Source organism: Stenotrophomonas sp. Steno-Z1, from assembly GCF_056393175.1.
Genome location: NZ_JBWJPB010000003.1, coordinates 335,972 through 358,096, shown reverse-complemented (window position 1 = coordinate 358,096; position 22,125 = coordinate 335,972). Strand labels below are relative to the sequence as shown.

Sequence of the window (22,125 nt, the reverse complement as noted above, 5' to 3'; positions counted from 1 at the left end):
CGTTGTCGGGTACATTCGTCGGCATATGCGCATCAATGGAGGATGCAGTGGGATGACGTGTCATGGAGTACGCACGCTGGTCCTGGCCGCGCTGCTGCCGCTGGCAGCCTGTGCGCGACAGCCGGAGCAGACGCCAGTGGAGCGCACCCAGACCAACGAGCAGGGCTGCACGCGACAGCGCAGCGTAGGGCCGCAGGATGCCTATGCCGATCCGGCGCCCTTGAAGCAGGCCTGCGTAGGACCGTATCTGCTGGCGCTGCCGCAAAACTACTTCGATAACCAGATCGGCACCGAGCACGACGGCAGTTTTGCGCTGGCGTTGGAGTATCCGTCGTTGCAGCCGTTCAAGCCGGGGGAGCGAAAATCGTTCAACAAGGACGTTTTCGCGCGGACACTCAGCATCAACTACAACTATGTTGATCGGATTGACGTCCGCCAATCGCTACGGAATGCATACACGCCGATGGCTTTTGAACAGGATGACCCCGCAGCATCGCTGGATCTCAGGCTGCAGGGGGAGGAAGTCCATGGCCTGGTTCCCTATTACGCTGACATGGAACGAATACGTGCGTACCTGCGTGCGCGCGGCCTGGCAGACGACGCACCGGGCATGCAGGACCGCTCACATCGGGATTGGTACGTGGCCCGTGATCGGACCGGCGACATCCAGACCATCGTCAAATGCACATCCCGCGGGGTGACTGAATCCGGCGTCCGCTTCAGCGAAGGGCGGATGATCAGGAGTGAGGAGAGCGAGTTGCCTGAGTGCGATCACTTTTTCATTCTCCCGGAATACCGCATTCGCGCCAGGGTTACCTATGTCCGCGCAGCGCTGAAGGACTGGCACCGGATCGAACAGCGAGCGGGTGAACTGCTCGTCGGAAGTATCAGTAAAAAGTAGAATGACCAGTAGGACGTCGGGCCATGGCAGGCGTGAACGAACAGGATATGAATGCGCTGATGCGTTACGCGTACGTTGGGAATCGCGGGCTGTACTCCAACTTTCCTGTAAAGAAGGAAGGCAACGACGGATATGGCCAGCTCGCACTGGGCGTTGTGCGTAACGTTGACGCGCCCGCGGCAACGGCGGGTTCTTTCACTGGCAGGCAGGCGCGCGTTGATGCTGTGATCACGAGCTCCAGCAACGCGCCGCCATTCCCGGCACGCAGCGCTGATAGAGCGACCAACGCTCCACCCGCATCCACGGAGGATGTACTCAATATGACGTCGCGCGTAGTACGCATGCTGCTCCTCGCCGCACTGCTGCCACTTGCAGCATGTGCACGGCAGCCGGCCCAGACGCCGGTCGAGCTCACCCAGACCAACGAGCAGGGCTGCACGCGACAGCGCAGTGTGGGTCCGCAGGATGCCTATGCCGATCCGGCGCCGCTGAAGCAGGCCTGCGTAGGTCCGTATCTGTTGGAGCTTCCGCAGAACTACTTCGATAACCAGATCGGCACCGAGCACGACGGCAGCTTTGGGCTGGCGCTCGAGTACCCGTCGTTGGAGGCCTTCAAGCCCGGTGATCGCATCGGACTGTCGGTTGATCAGTCATTGCGCACCATTGACATCGACTTCAGCTATTCCGACCATTTTACGCCCATGCAAATATTGGAGCGGCTGTCCACGCCCCAGGAATACGATCCTGAAAGTCCCACTCGTTCGCTCGGCGCACGGATCGAGGGAGAACCTAAGTACGGGCTCAAGCCCTATTACGTGGATCTCGTGCGTGTTCGAGCACACTACCGAGCGAAAGGAATGGGCGATGATATGAGGGTGATGAAGGCTGCGTCGAATATGGACTGGTTCATCTCAACAGACCCGGCAGGGCGCATCGACCGATTGATCAGTTGCACCTCGCGGGAACAGACCGATCCAGGCTACGCGTGGATGAATGGCATTCCAACAAAGACCAGCACCGATGGCATGGCGCGCTGCGAACATCGCTTTGTACTGCCTGATCACCACATCATCGTGAAGCTCGGGTATCTGCGGGATCTTCTTCCGCAATGGCAACAGTTGGAGTTCCGCGCAAGCAAGCTGTTTTTCGAACATAAAGTACCAAAGGAGCTGGAGGGGCATGGAAAAGCAGGTGCAGCCGACGTTGAACGCGAAAGATATTGAGATTCTTCGATATTACGTAGAGAACGAAAATCGCGAGCTCTACTTCAATTATCTTGCGCAGAAGGCAGGCAATGATGGCTACGGTCTGTTGGCTCTCGGTGTCGTACGCAATGACAACGCGCCTGGTGCAACCGCCAATAACTTTGCTGCGCAGCAGGCGGCCCGTGACGGCGTCGTAATGAAAGAGAGTGGGTGGCAGGAACTTGGTGTCGCATTGATCGAGCGCGACTTCGGGTTGCGGGAGGGGCACTACCTCGCTGGCCGTGCCGATCTTGCCCTCAACCTGCCTGTGCGGGATGTACAGGTTTCCCACGATCCGACGTTTGTGGAGAAGGGGATCGACCGAGACGGCTGGACACCGCGAAAGCTACTCGAAGCAGCCCGCGATCACGGAGGTGAGGCGGAGGCCGAGAAGGTCTGGACGATGCTGCTTGACAATCGAAACCATGGGGCGGATCGAGCCGTCGAAACCACCAGGGTGCTGTTGACTACATACAACGATGAAGGACCGAAAATGGAAGCCTATGTGGCCGACATGAGTCGCGCACGCGTGCCGGCGGGCCTTCAACCAACTCCCAATGCCGATCCCGACCGCATCGAACTTCGCGGCCAGACGTACCAGTACAACGCCGAAGGCGGCCAGTGGCGCCGGGAAATCGAGGTGAAGGTCAGCGTGCCGCTGGGGCCACTGCCGATCCCAGTGGGATCCTTCAGCCCAGCGTCGGTGCCGGTGACGGACAAGGCCACGCTCGAGTACCTTGACGATGCCCGCCACGTTCGCCAGCAGCGTCAGGACCTGCGTGATAACTTCCATCCGGAGGACCCCAACCGCAACCGCCCGATCATGAAAAGCCCGCAGGTGCTTGCCGAGGTGGGCGCGCCGGAGCACGCCTCACAGGCGCAGCTCGCGCAGGACACCGATCCCAGGTCGCCCGATCACGCCCGCAATGGTCTTTACCAGCAGTGTGCCGCAGGCGTACGGGGGCTGGATGCCGAGGTTGGCAAAGGCTGGGACCGGCACAGTGAATGCATGACGGCCAGCTTGACCACGCTGGCCGCGACAAACCGGCTGGACCGGGTCGATCAGGTGGTGCTGACAGCCCCCAGCCAGGGTAAGGCCGGAGGTGATCACGTCTTCGTGGTGCAGGGCGCGCTGGACGACCCGGCCCATCGCCGCGCCCACATGCCAACCGCACAGGCCATCACCACGCCACCGGAGCAGTCTTTCCAGCAATTGGCCGCGCTCGACCAGGAGCGTGCCCGCGCACCTGCAATGCAGATGGAGCACGCGCAGGCGGATCCGGCGCGAGCGTCTGCGGCAATGCAGATCTGATGTGGTGGGCACCGTCGCACCGGCATCAGGGAGAATGCGATCAATATGACATGCCTCGTCACACGCATGCTGCTCTTTGCCGCACTGCTGCCGCTGGCAGCATGTGCACGCCATCCTGCGCAGAAGCCGGCGGAGCGCACCCAGACCAACGAGCAGGGCTGCACGCGACAGCGCAGCGTGGGTCCGCAGGACCCCTATGCCGATCCGGCGCCGCTGAAGCAGGCCTGCCTGGGACCGTACCTGCTCGCGTTTCCGCAGAATTACTTCTATAACCAGATCGGCACCGAGCATGATGGCAGCTACTCGCTGGCGCTGGAGTATCCCTCGCTGCAGCCATTCAAGCCCGGCGAGCGAATGGGCCTGACCGCAGACGTGTCTGCGCGGACCGTCATGGTCAAGTACACCTACATCGATGGGGGAGATGCGCGCGACGCGCTGACGGCCACATATGTGCCGATGGAGTACCAGCGCGGGATGCCGCAGGAGACATTGGACGGCCGAACCAAAGGCACTCCAAGCGATGGCCTGACTCCTTACTACGTTGATATGGAGAAAGTACGCGCACACTATCGAATGCAAGGGCTGCGCGAGACTGCCCCAGTGATGAACGCTTCCTTTCACACGGATTGGTTCATCGCCAGAAATGAAGATGGTGAAGTGAGCACGGTCATTAAATGTACCCCTCGCGAGGTGGCAGCGGCCGGAGTGGCGTCCCGCCAGGCAAAAGCGGTGAAAGGCGAGGCCGTCGGCGTACCGCGATGCAGCCAGACGTTCATGAATCTGGAGCTGGACACCCTCATCACCGTACGATATCCAAGAGAAGGTCTGACGCGATGGGGGAAGATCGAGCAGCGTGCCACCGAACTGCTGGCACGATCCATCACTGTTGAGCGCAAGGAGGCGCAGCCATGGCCGGTCTCAGTCAAGTAGATTTGAGCATCGCCAGAGCGGCCAACGCTGCCCCCTCATCCAGGGAGGATGTAATCAATATGCCCTCCCGCGCAGTACGCATGCTGCTCCTCGCCGTATTGCTGCCAACTGTGGCATGTGCGCAACAGCCGGAGCAGAAGCCGGCGGAGCTCACCCAGACCAACGAGCAGGGCTGCACGCGACAGCGCAGCGTGGGTCCGCAGGACCCCTATGCCGATCCTGCACCCTTGAAGGAAGCTTGTCTCGGACCGCACCTCCTCGCGTTTCCGCAGAACTACTTCTACAACCAGGTCGGCACGGAGCATGATGGCAGCTACTCGCTGGCGCTGGAGTATCCCTCGCTCCAGCCGTTCAAACCCGGCGAGCGGATGGGCCTGACCGCCGATGTGTCGGTACGCACAATGAGCGTGGAGTACGACTACATCGATCAAGTCGATATCCATGAAGCAATGCGACGAAGCTACACGCCAATGAAGTACGAGGCGGACGATCCAGAGGCGTCGCTGGAGCATCGCACCCGGGGTGATTTACAGCACGGACTGAGTCCCTATTACATCGATATGGCCGTTGTGCGTGAGCACTATCGAGCGAAGGGATTCAAGGACACCGCTTCCGTCATGAAGGCCGACCGCCACACTGACTGGTTCCTGGCCAAAGACGCAGCAGGCGAAGTCGCCACGGTAATCAAATGCACGCCGCGAGAGATAACCGTCTCCGGCGTGGCCTACCGTGATGGAAAGCTAGTCAAAAGCAGAGACTATGGATACGCGGTTTGCAAGCATACATTCATGGTCGCCGCGCTGAGCACGCTGGTTCGCATTGAGTATCCGCGCGAGGGACTCGCACGTTGGCAAGAATTCGAAACGCACGCCAAAGGGTTGTTGACGGGCGCCATAGAGCAACGCAGGGGAGCCGCGCTCGACCAGGAGCGTGCCCGCGCACCTGCAATGCAGGTCGTGCACGCGCAGACCGATCCGGCGCGAGCGTTTGCGGCAATGCAGATCTGATGCGGCGGACATCGTCGCACCGGCATCAGGGGAGGGTGCGATCCACATGACATCCCTCGTCAATCGCCTGCTGCTTCTTGTCGCACTGCTGCCGCTGGCAGCATGTGCGCGACAGCCGGCGCAGAAGCCGGTGGAGCGCACCCAGACCAACGAGCAGGGCTGCACGCGACAGCGCAGCGTGGGTCCGCAGGACCCCTATGCCGATCCGGCGCCACTGAAGCAGGCCTGCGTGGGTCCGTATCTGTTGGCGCTGCCGCAGAACTACTTCGATAACCAGATCGGCACCGAGCATGACGGCAGCTTTGCGTTGGCGCTGGAGTACCCGTCGCTGGAGCCGTTCAAGCCAGGGGAGCGCATAGATCTGCCGGTTGCCAAATCGCTGCGCACCGTCCGCATCCGGTACGGCTACTCCGATCGCTACACGCCACTGGAGATACTGGAGCGGATGTCCACGCTCCCGGAATATGAGCCAGACAGCCCCAGTCGCTCATTCAAGGACAGGATCAAGGGCGAGGAGGTGCACGGGCTGATGCCTTACTACGTAGACATGGCACGCGTACGCGCGCACTACCTCGGAAAAGGCGCAAGCAAAGACACGCCGCTGATCCAGTCGGAGTCGAATGACGACTGGTACGTTTCGTTTGACGTTGCTGGACGGGTCGAACGGTTGGTCAGCTGCGCATCGCGGGAAATGAAGGACCCGGGGTATGACTGGCGAGGCGATGTGCCGGTCAAGAATTCAACGATCGGCGTGGCACGATGCGAGCACATGTTCGTGATTCCAGACCGGGACGTCCTCGTCTCCGTTTCGTACCTGCGGGATCTTCTTCCCCAATGGCAGCGCCTTGAAGCGCGCGCAACGGCGATCTTTCTGCAGAGCCAGGTGACAACAGGGCGCCCCGCACAAGGCGTGCCCCGATAGATCGGCCGAGAATGCGGCCAGGTGGAATGCGGGGCGTGACGCGCTGCTCCGGGACGGCATCACGCGCGGCCGTCCCTGGGCCGGGCGGGCAGGGCCTGCCCGGCGGGAGCTGCGTGCTCAGCCCTCGCACTTCTCCTTGCGGCCCATCAGCCTGCCCACGCGCGAGGGTTCCTCGCACTTGGGCTTGGGCGGCGGCGGGGCCAGCGCCGCGGCGCGGGCGCGCTGCAGCTGCTGCACCTTCGCGCGGATCTGCGGCATCGCTGCCATCGCCGCCTTCTCGCCTTCCAGGATCGCGTAGCCGCGCTGGCTGAAATCGGCCGCACCGATGTCCAGCACCTTGGGGCGGATGATGATGTCCGCACGCGCCAGTTCCTGCTCGCCCAGGCGCTGGCCCATGATCGCGATGGACTGGTTGACGATGCCGAGCATGCCGGTCGGCGACTTGCCGCTGGCCTTGCTGGAGATATCCACGGCGATGACGAAGTCGGCGCCCAGCTGGCGCGCGGCATCCACCGGTACGGGGCTGACCACGCCGCCGTCGACGAAGCTGTTCTTGCCGATCTTCACCGGCTCGAACACGCCGGGGATGCTGCTGGAGGCGCGCACCGCCTGGCCGACGTTGCCGCGCACGAACACGGCGCGCTCGCCGGTGTCGAGGTTCGTGGCCACCGCGGCGAACGGCTTCTGCAGCTTCTCGGCGGGGCGGTTGTCCACTTGGGTGTTCACGTAGTCCTGCAGCTTCTGGCCCTGGACCAGGCCGCCGGAGAACAAGCGCATGTCGCGGATGCTGGCTTCATCCAGGGCCACGGCCTTGGACTGCATCTGGAACGCGTCCATGCCGCTGGCGTACAGCGCGCCCACCACGCTGCCGGCGCTGGTGCCGGACACCACCACCGGCTCGAAGCCATTGGCTTCCAGCATCTTGATCACGCCGATGTGCGCAAAGCCCTTGGCTGCACCGCCGCCGAGCGCGATGCCGATCTTGACCGGCTTGGCCTGCGCCACCGGGGTGGCCACCGGTGGCGGAGTGGGGCGGACCGGGTCACCGCCGCAGCCGGCCAGCAGGCCGAGCAGGGCAACGGACAGCGTGAGACGAATGCGGGGCAGTGATTTCATCGGGGTCGCAGAAAGTGAATGGGCATCAAGGGCGCCAGCATACCCGGACTGCCGGCCGCTGGCCGGCCCGATCGGGACGGCCAGTCATATCCGGTTGCCGCGCGGGCAGTGACAGGATCAGAACCGGTTGTCGCCGTCCAGGATGCGGCCGATCCCGCCCAGCACCGAGCCCTCGCCGCGGCTCTGGCCACCGGTCTGCGGGGCGGCCATCCACATCCGGCCGGCCAGGCGCGAGAACGGCAGCGACTGCAGCCAGACCTTGCCCGGGCCGGTCAGGGTGGCCAGGAACACGCCTTCACCGCCAAACACCATGCTTTTGACGCCGGCCACGCGGCGCACGTCCATGTCCACGGTGGCGTGGTAAGCCACCACGCAGCCGGTGTCCACGTCCAGGCGCTCGCCGGCGGCCAGCTCGCGCTCGACCACGCAGCCGCCGGCATGCACGAACACCCAGCCGTCGCCCTCCAGCTTCTGCATGATGAAGCCCTCGCCGCCGAACAGGCCGGTCATCACCTTGCGCTGGAACTGCACCCCGATCTGCACCCCGCGCGCGCCAGCCAGGAAGCTGTCCTTCTGGCAGATCAGGCGGCCACCGTGCTCGTCCAGCTTCATCGGCAGCACGGTGCCGGGGTAGGGCGCGGCGAAGGCGACCTTGGCCTTGCCCTGGCCGGTGTGGGTGTAGAGGGTGGCAAACAGGCTCTCGCCGGTGAGCACGCGCTTGCCCGCGCTCATCAGCTTGTCCATGAAACCGCCGCCCTGGCCGCTGTGCGAGCCATCGCCGAACACGGTGTCCATCTGCACCGCGGCGTCCTTGAACATCAAGGCGCCGGCTTCGGCAATGGCGCTTTCGCCCGGATCGAGCTCGATCTCCACGAACTGCATTTCATGGCCGACGATGCGGAAGTCGATGTCATCGGCGCGCTGGCCGCGCGCGGCGGTGCCGGGCAGCGGCGGCGGCGCACCCTGCGGCCCGGTGCTGCCGGCCAGCAGTTCGGGGACCTCGGCGATGGCCATCCAGCCGCTCATCCCCTCGCACCACACCAGCGCACGCGGGTTGGACTGGGCGAACTGGCGGGCGGCCGCGTCATCGAGCGGGCCAACGCGGCCGGCCTGGCCGGCGGTGTGGAAGTACCACTGGGTCATGGCGACGTACCTGGCAGGAAAGAGGGCGCCCAGTCTAGAACGGGCCCGTTCTGGACGGAGTGGGCCGGAAGTCGTGACCGCGGTCGAAAGACGCAGCCGGCCTTCACATCTGCCTGGCCGGATCTTGGTAATGAATGACCGGAATTTGCGACGCTGTTGCTGTACTGCAACAATTGTCTGGTAGCGCCGGTCCACCACCCCTCCCAACACAGCCTAATCGCCATGTTCCCGAACCGCACTGCCCACGGCCGGTTTCCGTCCGTGCACCCGCTCGTCCTCGCTCTGACCGCCCTGCTGCCCTTCACGGCCGCAGCCCAGGATGCCCCCGCCAGCAAGGATCCGGTCGCCCTGGATACCTTGCAGGTAACGGCCCAGCGCCGCGTCGAAAACGCCAAGGACGTGCCGGTCTCGATCTCGGCCATCCAGGGCGAGAAGCTCGATGTGCTCGGCTCGGCCGGCGACGACATCCGCTTCCTGTCCGCGCGCGTGCCCAGCCTGAACATCGAATCGTCGTACGGTCGTGCCTTCCCGCGCTTCTACATCCGCGGCCTGGGCAATACCGACTTCGACCTCAATGCCTCGCAGCCGGTGTCGCTGGTGTATGACGACGTGGTGCAGGAAAGCCCGCTGCTGAAGGGTTTCCCGCTGTTCGACCTGGCGGGTGTGGAAGTGCTGCGCGGTCCGCAGGGCACGCTGTTCGGCCGCAACACGCCGGCCGGCGTGGTCAAGTTCGATTCGGCGCGTCCGTCGCAGGATGCCGATGGCTACATCAAGGTTGCCTACGGCAGCTACAACACCTGGAACACGCAGGGCGCCTACGGTGGTCCGCTGACAGACCGGTGGTCGGCCCGCGTGTCGGCGTTGTACCAGCGCCGCGACGACTGGGTGACCAACACCCGCGCCAACGCGCCGGCGCAGGGCTTCGAGGGCTATGACGAAGCCGCTGCCCGCGTGCAGTTCCTGTACGAAGGCGACGACGTCGAAGCGCTGTTCAACCTGCACAAGCGCAAGCTCAACGGCACCGCGCGTCTGTTCCGCGCCAACATCATCAAGCCGGGCACCAACCAGCTGGTCGAGAACTTCGACCGCGATGACGTCTCCACCGATGGCCAGAACTTCTCCGACCTGGAAACCTGGGGCGGCAGTGCGCGCCTGAAGTGGGACCTGGGCCGGGTGACGCTGCACTCGATCACCGGTTACGAGACCGCCGAATCGCTGAACCATGGCGACATCGACGGCGGCTACGGTGCCAGCTTCCTCGGTGCCGGCAACTATGGCCCGGGCAACATCCCGTTCGCGTCCGAGTCGGCCGACGGCCTGCCGCACCATCGCCAGTGGACCCAGGAATTCCGCGTGGAATCCAACGAATGGGGCCGCTTCGACTGGCAGGCCGGCGTGTTCTACTTCGATGAAGACGTCACCATCGACAGCTTCAACTACGACTCGCTGACCCCGGGCAATCCGCAGACTGGCCATGCCGTGCAGCAGCAGCGCAACAAGGCGTGGGCCGCCTTCGCCTCCGGCGATGTCGACGTGACCGAGCGCTTCAAGCTGCGCGGTGGCGTGCGTTACACGCAGGACAAGAAGGACTTCAGCGCCAGCGTGCTGCAGGCCGTGCCGTTCGGCACCCCGGTCAGCGGTCCGTACATCGCCAGGACCGACGTCAACGACGTCAGCTGGGACCTGAGCGGCGTCTACCAGATCACCGACAACCTCAACGCGTATGCGCGCGTTGCCAAGGGCTTCCGTGCGCCGTCGATCCAGGGCCGCCTGGCCTTCGGTGGCGTCTCGCAGGCCGACTCGGAGAAGGTGATCTCGTACGAGGCCGGCATCAAGGCCGACCTGTTCGACCGTCGCGCGCGCCTGGGCTTCAATGTGTTCCGCTACAACGTCGATGGCCAGCAGTTGATCGCGGTGGGCGGCAGCAACAACACCGCCACCCTGCTCAATGCGGACAAGACCATCGGCCAGGGCGCCGAGCTGGACTTCGAGGCCTACCTCACCGACCACGTCCTGTTGACGCTGGGCAGCAGCTACAACGACACCGAGATCAAGGACCGCGACCTGGCGGTGGCGATCTGCGGTGGCGGCTGCACCATCACCGACCCGACCACGGTCATCGACGGTGCCACCTACGCGCTGGTCAACGGCAACCCGTTGCCGCAGGCGCCCAAGTGGATCCACAACCTGACCCTGCGTGCCGGTTTCCCGATCAACGACGCCAGCGAGCTGTACGTGTACACCGACTGGGCCTACCGCAGCCCGGTCAACTTCTTCCTGTACGAGTCGCCGGAGTTCCGCAGCCGCTCCTCGCTGGAAGGTGGCCTGCGCCTGGGCTACAACTGGGATTACGGCCAGTACGACGTGGCCGTGTACGGTCGCAACCTGACCGACCAGGTACGCGTGGTTGGCGCGATCGACTTCAACAACCTCACCGGCTTCCTCAACGAGCCGCGTACGTTTGGCGTGGAGTTCACCGCGAAGTTCTGAGGCAACGGACGATTGCGGCACAAACGAACACGGCGCGGAGAAATCCGCGCCGTGTTCGTTTCCGCGTCAGCGCCGCGCAGGTCCGTGCCGATCTGCAATGTCTTGCATTCCTCTCGCCACCGAGCCTGCCCATACTGCACGTCACGCGCCGCTCCGCCCGTCCGCGTACAGACCGCGGTGGCGCTCCAAACATCCTTGGAACGATGGCAACTACGGGTAACGATGGTGCAACGCCCGGCCGCGCATTCCGCATCTGGGGCGGCATGGACGCGATGCAGATCCTGATCTACACGCTGGCCGCGCTGGGGCGTGGACAGGTGCCCTATGTCGAGGATGTCATCGGATCGCGTGCCGTGGTGGAGACCTACGGCGTGCAGGCGTTGATGGTGCTGCTGCCGGGCTGGATGCTGCAGGCCAGCCTGTTCGTCTCGTGTGCGCTCCTGTTACGGCGCAGCCGATGGGGGCTGTACGTTGCCTACGTACAGATCCCGTTCCGACTGTTGCTCGTGATGCCGTCGGTGCCCTTGGCCCTTGCTCTGGTTCAGAGACTGGACGCCAGCCCGGCCGCCACCGCGATGGTGGCCGGCAGCCTGCTGGTGCTCATCGAACTGCTCAAGATGGCGACGTTGCGCCGCGCTGTGCCGATGCCGCCATCCAACGCGCACCCGGGCACGGCGGCATAGCATCGCCGTCGGACACGGCCGCCTGGCGTCGACTCACAGCGCGCTCGCCGGCCGCACCTTCAACACCGCTTCTTCGGCCGCGCAATCGCGGGTGGAATGCAGCCCGGCCCTGCGCGCGGCGGCGATCTCCTTGCGTGCGGCCAGCAGGTCCTTGTTGAACGCGGCGTTGTCGTGCAGGCGTGCCACGGCGGCGGCGCCCATGAACCGGCCTTCGAGGATGTCGCTCTGCCAGTGCACGTTGCACACCAGACGGCTCTCGCCATAGTTGCGTCCGCGGGCCTGGATGGCGTCGGCGCGATCAGGAACGATCTCGGACAGGATCAGCGCCCAGGTCCAGCCGATCGACGTGTGGCCGGAAGGATAGGAACCATTGCCACGCAGGTCCTGCTCGTCTTCCGGCGAGCAGGTCGGCTCGTTGTTGACCATGAACGGACGTGCGCGCTGGTAGTGCTTCTTGGCGGTCCGGGTGGCGGCGCTGGCGTCGATCCGGCTGCGTTCCAGCAGGCGATACAGCGCCGGGGTCTTCACCGCATCCACGTCCACGTCGATGGCGCAGGAGAACTGGTTGGCGCCGGCCGGGAAGCCGAGTTCGGCGTCGCGATGCGCCTGCTCGAAGCGCGGGCTGCCACGCAGGGCGCGGGCCTCGCGGCTGACCTGTTCGTCCAGCGCAAAACCGGCCGAACCCGCGGCGGGCGGGGCCGGTACCAGGTCCAGGCTGGCCGGGACCGCATCGGCGGACAGATAACCTACCGCCTTGGTGGTCACCGACGCTTCCACCGGTGTCGAGCCTGGTGCCCCGGTGGTGGAGCAGCCGGCCAGGACGGCAAGCAGGGCGGCGGTCAGCACGGGGCGCAGGGCGGGCGCGGTGGGGAGCGACATCGGCAGGTCTCGGTACGAACGAGTCGGCATGATCGCAGCTTCACCTGGCGTGGACAGCCGCCGTTGGTCATGCAGCCAGATCCGGCATGCCCGGGCATCGGATGATGGAAACCCGCTACTGGTTCACGGATTTCAATAGACGCGCGACATAGCTTCGCCCAAGGCGCCACTACTCGTCATATATCCATGGATAGATGCACGGCATGGCAATGCGGTAGCGCCGGTCATCAGGGGGATCACCTGCAAGGAGACAGCGGATGCGAAGCAACGCGGGAAGGCTGGGCGGTGGACTCGCCCTGGGGTTGATGCTGGCGTGCGGCAATGTGCACGCCGCCGATGTGGTGGGGGTGGCGTTCGTACACGGCACCGGCAAGCAGACCGATGCACGCACGGATTACTGGCAACCGGCGATCATCGACACCGTGCGCCAGGGGCTGCCCAACAGCAGCAACTACACGGTGGTGAACTGCGATTTCGAACAGTACATGTGGAAGCCCGAAGCGGCCGGTTGCCTGGCCGGGCAGCTGACCACCTTCATCAACAGCAAGGGCATCACCAAACTGGTGGTGATCACCCATTCCAACGGCGGCAACGTGGTGCGCTGGATCCTGTCCAACCCCACCTACGACGCCCGCTACCCCAGGATCATCCAGACCATCAGCAAGGTGACCGCGCTGGCGCCGTCCTCGGCCGGCACCCCGCTGGCCGATGCCGCACTCAACGGCAATGCCTTCGAATCCTCGGTGGGCTGGCTGCTGGGCTACAAGAGCGACGCCGTGCGCCAGCAGCAGGTGGGCCACATGGCCACCTACAACGCGCAGAACCTGTACGGCACGGCAGGGCGACCGGCGCTTCCCAAGGCGTTCCGCGCGGTGGTCGGCTCGGACGTGGAGTCGGCGGTGTGGGACAGCAACAGCTACTGCGGCGGCTATGCGCAGAACGTCGGCCTGGAGTTCACCCAGAACTGGTTGAACAGCTGCTCGGACGGGTTCCTGGAGTGCAGCAGCCAGAAGGCGGCCGGCACCCTCTGGTTCACCGACAAGGCGCGCACCAACGGCGCCGAACCGCTGAGCCACAACCAGAGCCGACGCGAGTGCTTCGGCCTCGGCACGATCCTGCGCAACGACCTGACCCTGTGAGGAGCACCCGATGACTTCAAGACTGACGATCGCCGCCGCCGTGGCCGCCGCGATGGTGGCGCTGCCGCTGCAGGCCGCACAACCGCTCCTGCCGGCACGCAGCACCGACCAGGTCGCCCCGCGCGTGGAGAGCGCCACGCGTCCCGCTGCCGGCATCGAGCGCGCCCCGGTGAGTTTCGCCTGGGCGCTGGACCCGGCCCAGGCGTTGAGCGCGCCGGCCCCGTTCGTGGCCACCAGCCGCAGCTACTGGGAAATGGTGGACGCGGCCACCCTGCAGCGCGGCCTGGACCTGCCGCTGACCGCCCCGGATGCGGTGATCCAGGTCAGCCCGGTGCAGGGCGCGCGTGCCCTGGCGCCCGGGCAATGGCAGGTCCGCGACCCGTCCGGTGCGCTGGCGGTGGACAAGGTGGTGGATGCACAGCAGCTGCAGGCTGCGGGCATGAGCGTGGGCCAGGGTACGGCGATGGTGCGCACCGGGCGCAGTGCCGCCGCCGGCACCTATCGGCTGCAGAGCGCGCAGGCGCAGGGCCGCTACGTCGTACAGGTGCTGGAACCCAACAGCCGCGTGGCGCTGCACCTGCAGGCCAACCGCCAGCAGGTGCTGGCCGGTGGCAGCGTGACGTTGAGCGCGCGGCTGCTCGATGACGGTGGTACGGCGGCACTGGCCACCGGCAAGGTGGCCGGGCGGACGTTGCCGGCCGGCGGTGAAGCGCTGCTGGTGGCGCCGGACGGGCGCAGCTGGCCGGTGCCGCTAGTCGCCGACAAGCAGGGGCTCAGCGCGCGCGTGGCGATCCCGCAGGATATCGGCCAGGTGCAGGGGCTGTGGGAGCTGCAGGCCTTCGTCAGCGCCAACGGGGTGCAGCGCGATGCCAAGGTCGCCTTCGCCGTGGCCCAGCCGACCGCCCGGTTCAGTGGCCAGGTCGAGGTGGACAGCGCCCGCCGCGCGGTGACCTTGCCGCTGCAGATCGGCGCGCCCGGGCGTTACGAAGCCCGTGGCACGTTGTACGCCACCGGTCCGGACGGCCAGTTGCGGCCTGTCGCGCAGGCCCACAGCGCGGCCTGGTTCGAGGCGGCCGGCAGCGCCGAACTGCAGCTGCCGTTCGCCAGCGTGCCACTGCCGCGCGGCTACGCCGCCCCGTTCGAACTGCGCGACCTGCAGCTGCAGGACCAGGGCCGGATGGCCCCGATCGAATCGCGGGCGGTGGCGGTGACGTTCTAGGCAAGCGGGAGGCGGAGGCGATGGCCTCCGTCTCCCATGCTGGCGTGACGGCACGCGTGGCTGGGAGTCGTCCGGCGCCCAGTCCGCCACGCAGGCCGGGGGTCACCCCCAGCCGCCGCGTTCAGCCAGCGAACGCGCTCAGGCGGCCGTCGTGTTCAATCACCTGGATCGGACCGCCGAACACCTCCGACAGCGGACCGTCGCGCAACAGCTCGGCGCGGCTGCCATCGGCCACGATCCGGCCACCGCGCAGCAGCACCACGCGTTCGATCTCGGGGATGATTTCCTCGATATGGTGGGTGACCAGCACCAGGGTGATGCCCTCGGCGGCCAGCGCGCGCATGGTGGCGATCAACTGCTGGCGCGCGATCAGGTCCAGCCCGGTCGACGGCTCGTCCAGCAGCAGCGCCTGCGGCCGGTTGACCAGCGCCCGGGCGATCAGCACGCGCCGGGTTTCACCGGCCGACAGTTCGGCATAGCCACGCTGCAGCAGCGGCAGCGCCCCGGCCAGGGCCAGGGTCTGGCGTACGCGCTGGCGCATGTCGTCGGTGACCTCGCGGAAGGCGGGCACCACGAAGCTGGCGAAGAAGCCCGACAGCACGGCCTCCTCCACGGTCAGCCCGGGCATGTCGGCCAGGTTGCTGCTGAGGTCGCCGGTGACGATGCCCAGCTGCGAGCGCAACCGGTCCACCTGCCAGCGGTTCTGCCCGAGCACCCGCACCGCCACGCTGCCATCGGCATGCGCCAGTGGGTACAGCTCGCGGGTGATCAGCTTGATGAAGGACGACTTGCCGCAGCCGTTGGGGCCCAGCAGCGCGGTGTGCTGGCCCTGCGCGATGCGCAGGCTGAGGTCGTGCAGGACCCGGACCTGGCCGCGGATCACGCAGGCGCGGTCCAGCTCGATCAGGGGGGCGGAGGCGGCCAGGGCCGCCGGGGAGGCTGCGACTGTCATGAATGCGCGGGCATGCTCACGAAGGAGGAAATCAACTGAATGACTGCGCAAAAATCGCACCAGACGGATGAAGTTTGCAAGCGCAGGCCCCATGATGTCCGAAGGTGTACCCGTTTCCTTGCTGGCCGCCCAAGGCCTGGAGTCCTGCGATGCTCGATACGCTCCTCAACTTCCTGACCGGCGGCGTCGTCGGCCTCGGCTGGTGGGGCATGGCGCTGGTGCTGCTGGTGTTCACCCAGCTGACCATCTTCGCCGTCACCCTGTACCTGCATCGCAGCCAGGCGCACCGCGGCGTCGATTTCCATCCGGTCATCGCGCACTTCTTCCGCTTCTGGACCTGGCTCACCACCTCCATGATCACCAAGGAGTGGGTGGCGATCCATCGCAAGCACCACGCCAAGGTGGAAACCGACGAAGACCCGCACAGCCCGGTCACCAAGGGTATCGGCATGGTGTTCTGGCGCGGCGTGGAGCTGTATCGCGAAGCCCGCGCGATGCGCGCGGACATCGAGCAGTACGGCCGTGGCGCACCGGACGACTGGATCGAGCGCAAGCTCTACACCCCCCACGCCAACCTCGGCCCGGTCGCGCTGCTGGCCATCAACAGCCTCCTGTTCGGCTTGCCCGGCGTGGCCCTGTGGGCCATCCAGATGGCGTGGATCCCGTTCTGGGCCGCCGGCGTGGTCAACGGCCTGGGCCATTGGTGGGGCTACCGCAACTTCGAGTCGGCCGATACCTCGACCAACCTCACCCCGTGGGCGTTCTGGATCGGCGGCGAAGAACTGCACAACAATCACCACGCCTTCCCCAGTTCGGCGCGTTTCTCCATGCGCCGCTGGGAGTTCGACATCGGCTGGGCGGCCATCCGCGGCCTGCAGGCGCTGCGCCTGGCCAAGGTGCTGCGCGTGGCCCCGTCCATGGACGTGCGCCCGAACATCGCCGTGCCCGATGCCGAAACCCTCAAGGCGCTGCTGTCGCATCGCTTCCAGGCCATGACCGATTACCAGCGCAACGTGTTCGTGCCGGCCCTGCGCGAAGAAGCGGCCATGGCCGGGGCCAAGCTGCGCAAGCTGCTGCCGCGCCGCATGCGCCGTGGCTTGGTCAACGATGGCCGCTGGCTCAAGCCGGACTGCCGCGCCCAGCTCAGCAGTTGGGTCGAGCAGCGCCCGCGCATCCGTGTGCTGGTGGAACACCGTGCGCGCCTGGCCGCCCTGCTCGAAGCCCGCGGCAACGACGCGGCCGAGCGCCTCAAGCTGTTGCAGGCCTGGTGCCACGAGGCCGAAGCCAGTGGGATCGCGGCGTTGCAGGCCTATGCCGCCCGGCTGAAGGGCTACGCACTGACGGCGCACTGACGGGTGCCCCGCACGCACATGCCCGCCTCCGGAAAACGCCGCCTCGCGCGGCGTTTTTCCTGCGCGCTCCTGGTGCTCGGCGCCAGCGTCGCGCAGGCGCAGGTGGCCGACACCGGCAGCTACCTGCAGCGCATGGACAGCGACGGCGATGGTCGGGTCAGCGTCGAGGAATACGTGCAGTGGATGATGTACGCCTTCGAGCGCATGGACCGCAACGGCGATGGCGTGCTCGGTGCCGATGAATTGCCCGGCGGCAAGGGCAGCCCGATCACCCGCGAACAGCAGCGGCAGACGCTGATCCAGCGCTTCCGCAAGCAGGATGCCAACGGCGATGGCTACCTGAGCGCCAAGGAACTGGCCGCGCCGCCGCGCTGACCGGCCCGCGCCCGGTCCATCGCCGGCTCGCTAGAATTGCCCCATGCCCGAACTTCCCGAAGTCGAAACCACCCGCCGCGGCCTGGCCCCGCACCTGGAAGGCCGTCGCGTGCACGGGGTGATCCTGCGCCGGCCGGACCTGCGCTGGCCGATTCCCGAGGAGATCGGCGCGCTGCTGCCCGGCCAGGCGATCGACGGCGTGCGCCGCCGTGCCAAGTACCTGCTGCTGGATACCGCCATCGGCAGCGCCGTGCTGCACCTGGGCATGTCCGGCAGCCTGCGCGTGCTGCCCGGTGATACCCCCGTGCGGGCGCACGACCACGTGGACATCAGCCTGGACAACGGACGCCTGCTGCGCTTCAACGACCCCCGCCGGTTCGGCAGCCTGCTGTGGCAACCGGCTGGCGAAACCCACACCCTGTTGGCCGGGCTGGGCCCGGAGCCGCTGGACGCTGGCTTCGACGGCGACTACCTGTTCGAGCGCAGCCGCGGCCGCACGGCGCCGGTCAAGACCTTCCTGATGGACCAGGGCATCGTGGTGGGGGTGGGCAACATCTACGCCGCCGAGAGCCTGTTCATGGCCGGGATCAGCCCGTTGCGCGAGGCCGGCCGGATTTCCCGCGAGCGCTACCAGCGGCTGGCCACGGCGGTGAAGCAGATCCTGGGCCATGCCATCACCCGCGGCGGCACCACGTTGCGCGATTTCATCAATCCCGACGGTGCGCCGGGGTACTTCGAGCAGGAGCTGCTGGTCTACGGGCGTGAAGAGCAGCCCTGCCGGCAGTGCGGGCGGCCGTTGCGGCACGCCACCATCGGCCAGCGCGCCAGCGTCTGGTGCAGCCACTGCCAGCGCTGAACCCTCGCGCGCCCGTCGCCCTGCCGGCGGTATAGTCCGCCCAACGTCACCGGCGGGGGTGTGCGATGGACGAGGGCCCGGATATCACCGTATGGCTGGATTCAGCCCGCGCGGGCGACCGCGCCGCGCTGGACCGGGTCCTCACCCTGCTGTACCACGAGCTGCACAGCATGGCCCGGCGTCAACTGGCCGGGCAGCAGGGGCGCACCCTGGATGCCACCTCGCTGGTCCACGAGTCCTACCTGAAGCTGCTGGGTGCCCGCGGGGGCGCCCGCTTCGAGGACCGCGCGCACTTCTTCGCCTACGCCGCCTCGGCGATGCGCAGCGTGGTGGTCGACTATGCCCGCAACCGATTGGCGCGCAAGCGCGGCGGCGACCTCAAGCGGGTGGCCGAGATTCCCGAGAACAGCAGCAGCGGGGTGCGGCTGGACGAGGACCTGCTGGCGCTGGACGTGGCGCTGGCGCGGCTGCAGGCGGTGGACCGCCACCTGGCCAAGGTGGTGGAACTGCGCTACTTCGCCGGGCTGTCCGAACAGGAAATCGCCGACCTGTGCCAGCGTTCGGAGCGCAGCATCCGCCGCGACTGGCAGAAGGCGCGCATGTTCCTGCTGGCGTCCGTGCGCGAGGACTGATCGGCGGCAACACGGCCCCGCGTGGCGGCGTGGGCGGAGGTGCATCGTTCGGGGAGCGGATCGATGGAAGCGTTGCGCTGGCGGCAGGTGTCCTCGCTGCTGGATCAATTGCTGGAACTGCCCACGGCGCAGCGCGAGCTGCGCCTGGCGCACCTGCGTGCCTCCGATCCGACGCTGGCCGACGACCTGGAGCGGCTGCTCGCGCATGAACGCGACAGCCAGGAATTCATGGCCCAGCCGCTGTGGACCGCCGCGCCCGAGGCCAGCCGCGCCGGCAGCCTGGTTGGACCCTACCGCCTGCTGCGCCCGCTCGGCGAAGGCGGCATGGGCGAAGTCTGGCTGGCCGAGCGCGCCGACGGGCTGTACCAACGTCAGGTGGCGCTGAAGCTGCTGCGCAGCGGCTACGCCGACTCCGGCCTGCGCCAGCGCTTCAGCCGCGAGCGCGAGATCCTCGCCCGTCTGCAGCACCCCAACCTGGCCCAGTTGCTGGATGCCGGGGTGGACCTGCAGGGACAGCCCTACCTGGCGCTGGCCTACGTGGAGGGCGAGCCGATCACCGCCTGCTGCCAGCGCCTGCAGTTGCCGCTGGAGCGCCGCCTGCACCTGATGTTGCAGGTGTGCGCGGTGGTCAGCCACGCCCATGCCAACTTGATCGTGCACCGCGATCTCAAGCCGTCCAACATCCTGGTCACCACCGACGGCGAAGTGAAGCTGCTCGACTTCGGCATCGCCAAGTTGATCGATGACGAGGGCGCGCGCGCCGCCGCCGTGCATCCGCCGACCGAGGCGCGCGCGTTCACCCTGCACTACGCCGCGCCCGAGCAGGTGCGGGGCGAACCGGTGACCACGCTGACCGATGTGTACTCGCTGGGCGTGGTGCTGTTCGAGGTCATCACCGGCCGCAAGCCGTACCGGCTGCGCCGGCACAGCGATGCCGAATGGGAGCGCTCGATCCTGGAGGTAACCCCCCCGCGCGCCTCGGCGATGCTGCTGCGCAGCGATACTGCGGCCACCCCGGACCCGGCGGCGCGGCGGCTGGCCAGGCGCCTGCGCGGCGACCTCGACACGATCCTGCTCAGGGCCCTGCAGAAGGAGCCGGCGCAGCGCTACGCCTCGGTGGAGGCGCTGGCGGAGGACCTGCGCCGCTTCCTCGAAGGCCGCCCGATCCATGCGCGCCCGCAGCGCACCCTGTACCGCCTGCAGAAGTACATCGGCCGGCACCGCTGGGGCGTGGCGTTGGGCGCGCTGGCCGCACTGGCGCTGGTCGGGCTGGCGGTCACCGCGCTCTGGCAGATGCAGCAGGCGCGGCGCGAGATGGCCCGCGCCCAGGCCATGCAGGAATTCACCGTGGGCCTGTTCGACCGTGCCGCCGGCGTGCGCCACGGCAGCTTCGACGTACGCCAGTTGCTGGCCACCGGGCAACAGCGCGGAGAGGCCGAACTGGCCGACCAGCCGCTGTCGCTGGCCGACCTGGAGGGCGTGATCGGGCGCCTTCGGATCGGCATGGGCGACTACCAGCTGGCCCTGCAGACCCTGGATCGCCAACGCGCCCTGCTCGAACAGGTCGACCAGGTGCCGCCACCGTTGCAGCTGGAGGCGGTGACCCAGCGCGGCCGTGCCCTGCGCATGCTCGGTCGCTCGCGCGAGTGCGTGACCCACATGATGCCGATGCAGGCGCTGGCCAGCGCCCAGCGCGACGCGCTGCCCAGCCTGGTGGCCGAGTACCACGCCCAGCTCGGCCGCTGCCAACAGCTGCTGGGCTACCGCGATGAAGCGCGGGTGGCGTTCAACGGCGCCCTCGGCCTGCGTCGCGACGTCCTGCACGACATCGGCGGCACCGCCGAAAGCCTGGCCGATCTGGCGGCGCTGGACAGCGATGATGGCCGCCCGCAGGCCGCCCTCGCCGGCTACCAGCATGCGCTGCAACTGCTGCAGTTGCGGGCCAGCGAGCGCCATCCGCAACTGATCACGCTGCGTCGCCATCTCGGCGAAACGCTGGCCGCGCAGGGCGACCTGGAGGCGGCCGAGCAGACCCTGCACATCGCCTGGTCGGACGCGGTCAGCCTGTACGGTCCCGACCACCCCGAGACCCTGTCGATCCGACGCCTGCGCGCCGTGCTGGCGATGCAGCGCGGTGAGCTGCAGGAGGCGGCGGCGATGCTGCAGCAGGTGCACCGGCTCACCCGCCTGGCGCTGGGCGAACAGCACCGCGACACCGGCCTGAGCTGGCATGCGTTGGGCCGGCTGGCGCTGGAGCGTGGCGACAGCAGCGAAGCGGTCGCCGATTTCGAGCGCGCCGTGGCGATCTGGCGGCAACCGGACTGTATCGGCCTGTTGCCACAGGGCCTGTACGACTATGGCGACGCCCTGGCCCAGGCCGGCCGCTGGCAGGCCGCGCTGGTGGCGCTGCATGAAGGCCGCCAGTGGCAGGCCGCGCAACGTGGCGACCAGGATCCGTCGGTGCAGCGGGCCGATCGGCTGATGGCCGAGATCACCGGCACTTACGGCGACCCCCGCCAGGCCGGCGAACGCCTGGTGCAGCTGATGCGGCGCAGCGCCCAAGGCGGGCCGGAGGCCGCCGCGCAGCAGCAGGCCCTGCAACTTGCGTGGGGGCGCACGCTGCTGCGGATGGGCCAGGACGTCGAGGCACGGCGCGCGCTGCAGCCGCTGGCCGACGCGCGCGCGTCCGACCCGGCCAGCGTCGAGTTGCGCTGGCAGGCGCGCACCAGCCTGGCCGCACTGCAATGCGGCGTGTCGCCGCTGCGCGGCCGCGAGGCCCTGCTGCAGCTGCGCGATGAGGTGCAGGCCCGGCGTCCGCAGGGCGGCGCGGTCGGCCGCGGCATCGAGCAGGCCCTGCAGGCGTGCGCCAGCGCCACGCTGGCCAGCCGACGCTGAGCGTGCCGGCTGGCTGAACGCCGTGCCGCGACCACCTCGGCGAATTAACGTTCGCCTGCCTATGATGGCCGGCCCTTT

The 22,125-nt window shown here is 67.1% G+C and carries 19 protein-coding genes; 15 read left to right on the top strand and 4 right to left on the bottom strand.

What is annotated here, in order from left to right; genetic code table 11:
* Window positions 1–52: 52 nt before the first annotated feature.
* From AC06FD_RS12275 to AC06FD_RS12250, 6 genes are all read left to right on the top strand, one after another.
* Complete coding sequence (locus tag AC06FD_RS12275; protein ID WP_478077952.1) at window positions 53–901, top strand: hypothetical protein; 849 nt, start codon at window positions 53–55, stop codon at window positions 899–901.
* A gap of 23 nt (window positions 902–924) precedes the next feature.
* Window positions 925–2,124, top strand: coding sequence for a hypothetical protein (locus AC06FD_RS12270; RefSeq protein ID WP_478077951.1), 1,200 nt, complete (start codon window positions 925–927; stop codon window positions 2,122–2,124).
* The gene (locus AC06FD_RS12265) at window positions 2,081–3,457 is read left to right on the top strand and encodes an XVIPCD domain-containing protein (protein ID WP_478077950.1); all 1,377 of its coding nucleotides are present in this window, start codon (window positions 2,081–2,083) and stop codon (window positions 3,455–3,457) included. Before AC06FD_RS12270 ends, AC06FD_RS12265 begins: the two co-directional genes overlap by 44 nt.
* Before the next feature lie 66 nt (window positions 3,458–3,523).
* The gene (locus tag AC06FD_RS12260) at window positions 3,524–4,387 is read left to right on the top strand and encodes a hypothetical protein (protein WP_478077949.1); all 864 of its coding nucleotides are present in this window, start codon (window positions 3,524–3,526) and stop codon (window positions 4,385–4,387) included.
* On the top strand, window positions 4,366–5,394 hold the full coding sequence (locus AC06FD_RS12255) for a hypothetical protein (RefSeq protein WP_478077948.1): 1,029 nt from the start codon (window positions 4,366–4,368) through the stop codon (window positions 5,392–5,394). Before AC06FD_RS12260 ends, AC06FD_RS12255 begins: the two co-directional genes overlap by 22 nt.
* 46 nt (window positions 5,395–5,440) lie before the next feature.
* Window positions 5,441–6,316, top strand: a complete 876-nt coding sequence (locus tag AC06FD_RS12250) for a hypothetical protein (RefSeq protein WP_478077947.1) — start codon at window positions 5,441–5,443, stop codon at window positions 6,314–6,316.
* 117 nt (window positions 6,317–6,433) lie between these two features.
* Here AC06FD_RS12250 and AC06FD_RS12245 read toward each other — a convergent pair whose 3' ends face one another.
* Together AC06FD_RS12245 and AC06FD_RS12240 are read right to left on the bottom strand one after the other, a co-directional pair.
* Window positions 6,434–7,432, bottom strand: a complete 999-nt coding sequence (locus AC06FD_RS12245; RefSeq protein WP_259207930.1) for a patatin-like phospholipase family protein — start codon at window positions 7,430–7,432, stop codon at window positions 6,434–6,436.
* Between the two features lie 117 nt (window positions 7,433–7,549).
* Window positions 7,550–8,575 carry a TIGR00266 family protein gene (locus AC06FD_RS12240; RefSeq protein ID WP_259207928.1) on the bottom strand — a complete coding sequence of 342 codons (1,026 nt, stop codon included), beginning with the start codon at window positions 8,573–8,575 and terminating at the stop codon, window positions 7,550–7,552.
* Window positions 8,576–8,797: 222 nt separating this feature from the next.
* On the opposite strand from AC06FD_RS12240, the gene AC06FD_RS12235 reads away from it, so the two are divergent.
* Both AC06FD_RS12235 and AC06FD_RS12230 read left to right on the top strand, forming a co-directional pair.
* Entirely contained in the window at window positions 8,798–11,065 is a 2,268-nt protein-coding gene (locus AC06FD_RS12235) for a TonB-dependent receptor (protein WP_259207926.1), read from the top strand.
* 272 nt (window positions 11,066–11,337) lie between these two features.
* A complete protein-coding gene (locus tag AC06FD_RS12230; protein ID WP_478077946.1) occupies window positions 11,338–11,748 on the top strand; it encodes a hypothetical protein in 411 nt (136 codons plus the stop codon).
* A gap of 33 nt (window positions 11,749–11,781) precedes the next feature.
* Here AC06FD_RS12230 and AC06FD_RS12225 read toward each other — a convergent pair whose 3' ends face one another.
* A complete protein-coding gene (locus AC06FD_RS12225) occupies window positions 11,782–12,627 on the bottom strand; it encodes an acid phosphatase (RefSeq protein WP_259208233.1) in 846 nt (281 codons plus the stop codon).
* Window positions 12,628–12,884: 257 nt separating this feature from the next.
* On the opposite strand from AC06FD_RS12225, the gene AC06FD_RS12220 reads away from it, so the two are divergent.
* Window positions 12,885–13,766, top strand: a complete 882-nt coding sequence (locus tag AC06FD_RS12220) for a lipase family protein (RefSeq protein ID WP_478077945.1) — start codon at window positions 12,885–12,887, stop codon at window positions 13,764–13,766.
* A gap of 10 nt (window positions 13,767–13,776) precedes the next feature.
* Window positions 13,777–14,985 (top strand): DUF4785 domain-containing protein, encoded by a 1,209-nt coding sequence (locus AC06FD_RS12215; RefSeq protein ID WP_478077944.1) that lies wholly within the window; start codon window positions 13,777–13,779, stop codon window positions 14,983–14,985.
* Between the two features lie 121 nt (window positions 14,986–15,106).
* On the opposite strand, the gene AC06FD_RS12210 is transcribed toward AC06FD_RS12215, so the two are convergent.
* Window positions 15,107–15,937, bottom strand: coding sequence for an ABC transporter ATP-binding protein (locus tag AC06FD_RS12210; RefSeq protein ID WP_259207919.1), 831 nt, complete (start codon window positions 15,935–15,937; stop codon window positions 15,107–15,109).
* A 149-nt stretch (window positions 15,938–16,086) separates the two neighbouring features.
* On the opposite strand from AC06FD_RS12210, the gene AC06FD_RS12205 reads away from it, so the two are divergent.
* From AC06FD_RS12205 to AC06FD_RS12185, 5 genes are all read left to right on the top strand, one after another.
* Window positions 16,087–17,289 carry a DesA family fatty acid desaturase gene (locus AC06FD_RS12205; protein WP_259207917.1) on the top strand — a complete coding sequence of 401 codons (1,203 nt, stop codon included), beginning with the start codon at window positions 16,087–16,089 and terminating at the stop codon, window positions 17,287–17,289.
* A gap of 18 nt (window positions 17,290–17,307) precedes the next feature.
* Window positions 17,308–17,664 carry an EF-hand domain-containing protein gene (locus tag AC06FD_RS12200; RefSeq protein ID WP_345780467.1) on the top strand — a complete coding sequence of 119 codons (357 nt, stop codon included), beginning with the start codon at window positions 17,308–17,310 and terminating at the stop codon, window positions 17,662–17,664.
* Between the two features lie 43 nt (window positions 17,665–17,707).
* A complete protein-coding gene (gene mutM / locus AC06FD_RS12195) occupies window positions 17,708–18,520 on the top strand; it encodes a bifunctional DNA-formamidopyrimidine glycosylase/DNA-(apurinic or apyrimidinic site) lyase (protein ID WP_478077943.1) in 813 nt (270 codons plus the stop codon).
* Window positions 18,521–18,585: 65 nt separating this feature from the next.
* Window positions 18,586–19,152, top strand: a complete 567-nt coding sequence (locus tag AC06FD_RS12190) for an ECF-type sigma factor (protein WP_478077942.1) — start codon at window positions 18,586–18,588, stop codon at window positions 19,150–19,152.
* A 63-nt stretch (window positions 19,153–19,215) separates the two neighbouring features.
* Window positions 19,216–22,047, top strand: a complete 2,832-nt coding sequence (locus AC06FD_RS12185; protein ID WP_478077941.1) for a serine/threonine-protein kinase — start codon at window positions 19,216–19,218, stop codon at window positions 22,045–22,047.
* The last annotated feature ends 78 nt before the right edge of the window (window positions 22,048–22,125 follow it).